Origin of the sequence: Caballeronia sp. ATUFL_F1_KS39 (assembly GCF_023630985.1) — a bacterium.
Lineage (GTDB): Bacteria > Pseudomonadota > Gammaproteobacteria > Burkholderiales > Burkholderiaceae > Caballeronia > Caballeronia zhejiangensis.
The window spans coordinates 1-3,642 of sequence record NZ_JALQDZ010000038.1 but is presented as its reverse complement, the minus strand read 5'-3'; the positions used below and the strand labels follow the sequence as shown (position 1 = coordinate 3,642).

General features: G+C 61.3%; 4 protein-coding genes. 1 reads left to right on the top strand and 3 read right to left on the bottom strand.

The annotated features are described in order from the left end of the window. Positions 1 to 123 precede the first annotated feature (123 nt). The 3 genes from NCR93_RS19585 to pqqA form a co-directional block, all read right to left on the bottom strand. Positions 124 to 813: a (5-formylfuran-3-yl)methyl phosphate synthase gene (locus NCR93_RS19585; RefSeq protein ID WP_175983317.1), complete on the bottom strand. Its 690-nt coding sequence runs from the start codon at positions 811 to 813 to the stop codon at positions 124 to 126. A 36-nt stretch (positions 814 to 849) separates the two neighbouring features. Continuing rightward, complete coding sequence (locus NCR93_RS19580) at positions 850 to 1,416, bottom strand: DUF447 domain-containing protein (protein WP_008354334.1); 567 nt, start codon at positions 1,414 to 1,416, stop codon at positions 850 to 852. Positions 1,417 to 1,496: 80 nt separating this feature from the next. Beyond that, complete coding sequence (gene pqqA / locus NCR93_RS19575) at positions 1,497 to 1,571, bottom strand: pyrroloquinoline quinone precursor peptide PqqA (protein WP_008354335.1); 75 nt, start codon at positions 1,569 to 1,571, stop codon at positions 1,497 to 1,499. A gap of 392 nt (positions 1,572 to 1,963) precedes the next feature. Between pqqA and NCR93_RS19570 the strand changes: the two genes are divergently transcribed. Continuing rightward, a complete protein-coding gene (locus NCR93_RS19570) occupies positions 1,964 to 3,457 on the top strand; it encodes a form I ribulose bisphosphate carboxylase large subunit (protein WP_175983316.1) in 1,494 nt (497 codons plus the stop codon). Positions 3,458 to 3,642: the final 185 nt, after the last annotated feature.

The following is a 3,642-nucleotide window of genomic DNA, read 5'->3' as shown; positions in this document are numbered from 1 at the left end:
CTGCTTTCTTTGCTTACTTTCTTTGCAGCAGCAAAGAAAGTGAGTGCCGCCCCGCACAGGGGCAACGCTAATAGACCGACGCGAAACCGGGATCCGGCGAAAAAGCCCCCGAATAACAAACGCTCAGCGAGCAAGACGCAAAGCCCGAACCCACTTCTCGACGCGAAGCGGATCAAGCCTCCCAGTACGTCCATCGCGCTCATCGCAAAGAGCCCCACGAAACCCGGCAATATCCGGCGCGAGCAAACGAATCCTGTCGAGATCGTCCCACCTCAAAGACCCGGCGACGGCAATCATGGTCCCCCGCTTGCGCGCATCGCCGATGCAGGAAGCAAGCGCCCCCACATCGACGCAATCGAACAACGTGCGCCCGTCCTTGCTCGCCGTATCGAACACGATGCCCACAAAACCCAGTTGCGCCGCAAGCGCGGCCAGTTCGCGATCCACGCCATCGTCGGATAACAACACCGGCACGACAGCCGCCGGCAAGCTCGCCAGATGCCGCAAGCACGCAAAAGCGCCCGCCCCGGGCGACACCCCGACCTTCACATAATCGACGCCCGTAGCCGCGACATCGAGCACGCGCGCGGTCATCTCGTCGAGCGCATCGTTGGGCAAATCGCCGATGGTCGCGCTGATCGGCCGCACCGCATACCGCGCACGCAACGCCCCCACGATACGCGCGATATCGCCGATCGCAACAGCGCCCAGCGCGCCCGCGCCCGGCTCCTTCAGGTCGATCAGTTCGGCGCCGGCGTCCGCCGCATCGAAGGCTTCGTCGGCCGAGCGGACGCTCGCGAGCAATGCGGTCATCGTCGAAACTCCAGAGGGATGGCTACGGAAAACGCGTCAGCTCACAGCCTTCGCGCGATGCGCCTCGATCGCCTGCAAAAGCCATTGCCAGGCCTCGCGCTCGGCGTCGCCCGCAGTCTTGTCGATGGCGATCCGCAAATACGCCACCTCGCTATCCACCTTTTCAGGCGGCAACATGAACAGCCGGCTCACGAGAATCGCGCCTTCGACAACCGCCGCCTGCGCGCGATTGAAGCCCGGAAACGGCGCATGCGTCTCGCGATGCACACATTCCATGCGCAAAGTCGGGCGCGCTTCGTCATCGAGAAGTTCGGCGAGACGCAGCTCGATATGCGCGAGCGTCGATGCGAGCCGCACGCTTGGCACCGTGCTCGCGGCAACCGTCGGCCAGTCGCGCGCAATGCCCGTCACGCAGCCCGCGAACACGCGCACGTCCGTCGTCAGATTGATGACGGCGCTCTTCGTCGCGATGACGTTATCGAGCGTCGTCGACGGACGGAACGGCGCAAGAATCGCGAGGCCCTCTTCGAAGCGCACGCCCATCGGCGCGATATGCGGCCGGCCATCGCGATCCGCGGTCGTGACGATGGTCTCGTAAATCATGATGGTCGGCGAAAGTATTCGTAGCCGCACGAAAGAGCCGCCATCGCTTCGATGCGGCTTCGTGCGGGTTCGGTCCGCGTTTAGCGGGTGGCGATATACATCGTGATTTCAAAACCAAAACGCATATCGGTGAAGCTCGGCGTAGTCCATTGCATGGGCGTTCCTCCAGATGAGTCGGGTTGATGCCTCGATACCGCTTCGATGATTTGCCGATGCGGACGAATCCGCCAGGCGGCCGGGAGGGGGCCGGCCCTTCGACGATGCAAGCGCCATGCCAATGACATGAAGCGGATGCCGAAGAGCGCGGCTCGCTCATCATGCGCGCCGACTGTGACGAAATCAGAACACAGTGTCCCATTGCTTCGTTCATAAACGCATCAGGGCTATTCCCGACTAAGGCATCGCTTAAGCCCGGGCAAGTAATTCGTGAATTCCTTTCTGTGCGACGCGTGCTTACTCTGCAATCACAGCAGGGCGCGGTTCACAAGCGGCGATCGCTTCGAGCAACACCGCGACGCCACTCTCATCTCACTGTCGAGGAAACGGAATGAACGACTTCAGCAAGGCCGCCGTCGAGGCGGTGCGCAATCCGTCCGATGCGCGCTCGCGCTATGCGGCCGGCGTCATGAAGTATCGCGAGATGGGCTACTGGCAGCCCGATTACACGCCGAAGGACACCGACGTCATCGCGCTCTTTCGCATCACGCCGCAAGCGGGTGTCGAGCCGGAGGAAGCGGCTGCGGCCGTGGCGGGCGAATCGTCGACGGCGACATGGACGGTCGTGTGGACCGACCGTCTCACTGCATGCGACATGTACCGCGCGAAGGCGTATCGCGTCGAACCGGTGCCGAATGCGCGCGCCGACGAGCCGCAGTACTTCGCTTACATCGCGTACGAACTCGATCTTTTCGAAGAGGGATCGGTCGCGAACCTGACGGCGTCGATCATCGGCAATGTGTTCGGCTTCAAGCCGTTGAAGGCGCTGCGGCTCGAAGACATGCGTATTCCCGTTGCGTATCTGAAGACGTTTCAGGGACCGCCGACGGGCATCGTCGTCGAACGCGAGCGGCTCGATAAATACGGACGTCCGCTGCTCGGTGCGACCGTGAAGCCGAAGCTCGGCTTGTCGGGAAAGAACTATGGGCGCGTCGTGTACGAAGGTTTGAAAGGCGGGCTCGATTTTCTGAAGGACGACGAGAACATCAATTCGCAGGCGTTCATGCACTGGCGCGATCGTTACCTCTTCGCAATGGAAGCGGTGAGCCGCGCGCAAGCCGAGACCGGCGAAGTGAAGGGTCACTATCTGAACGTGACGGCCGGCACGATGGAAGACATGTACGAGCGCGCGGAATTCGCGAAGGAACTCGGGTCGTGCATCGTGATGATCGATCTCGTGATCGGCTGGACCGCTATTCAGTCGATGTCGAAGTGGGCGCGTCGCAACGACATGATCCTGCATCTGCATCGCGCGGGACATGGGACTTATACGCGGCAGCGCAATCATGGCATCTCGTTTCGCGTGATCGCGAAGTGGCTGCGGATGGCGGGCGTCGATCATGCTCATGCGGGCACTGCCGTCGGCAAGCTGGAAGGCGATCCGTTGTCGGTGCAGGGCTATTACAACGTGTGCCGCGAGGCGCGCAATGAGCCCGATCTGTCGCGAGGGATCTTCTTCGATCAACCGTGGGCGGGGTTGCGCAAGGTGATGCCGGTGGCATCGGGCGGGATTCACGCAGGGCAGATGCATCAGTTGCTCGATCTCTTTGGGGATGACTGCATTCTGCAATTCGGCGGCGGGACGATTGGACATCCGCAAGGGATTCAGGCCGGGGCGACGGCCAATCGCGTCGCGCTCGAAGCCATGGTGAAAGCGCGGAATGAAGGGCGGGATATTGCTCGTGAAGGCCCCGATATTCTTGAAACCGCCGCGCGGGGGTGTACGCCGTTGCAGCAGGCGCTCGATACCTGGCGCGATGTCACTTTCAACTATGCGTCGACGGATACGCCGGATTTTGCTGTTACTGCTACGGCGGGGGTATAAGAGGTTTGTTGTTGTTGTTGTTGTCGCCGGATCCCGTTTTCGTGTCGGTCTATTAGCGTTGCCCCTGTGCGGGGCGGCAGTCACTTTCTTTGCTGCTGCAAAGAAAGCAACTGTATTGAGCGTCAAGGGTTGAGTTGGTAAGGATCATGGTTTTGGGGGATTCCAAGTTGTGCCGTCGCGCATCA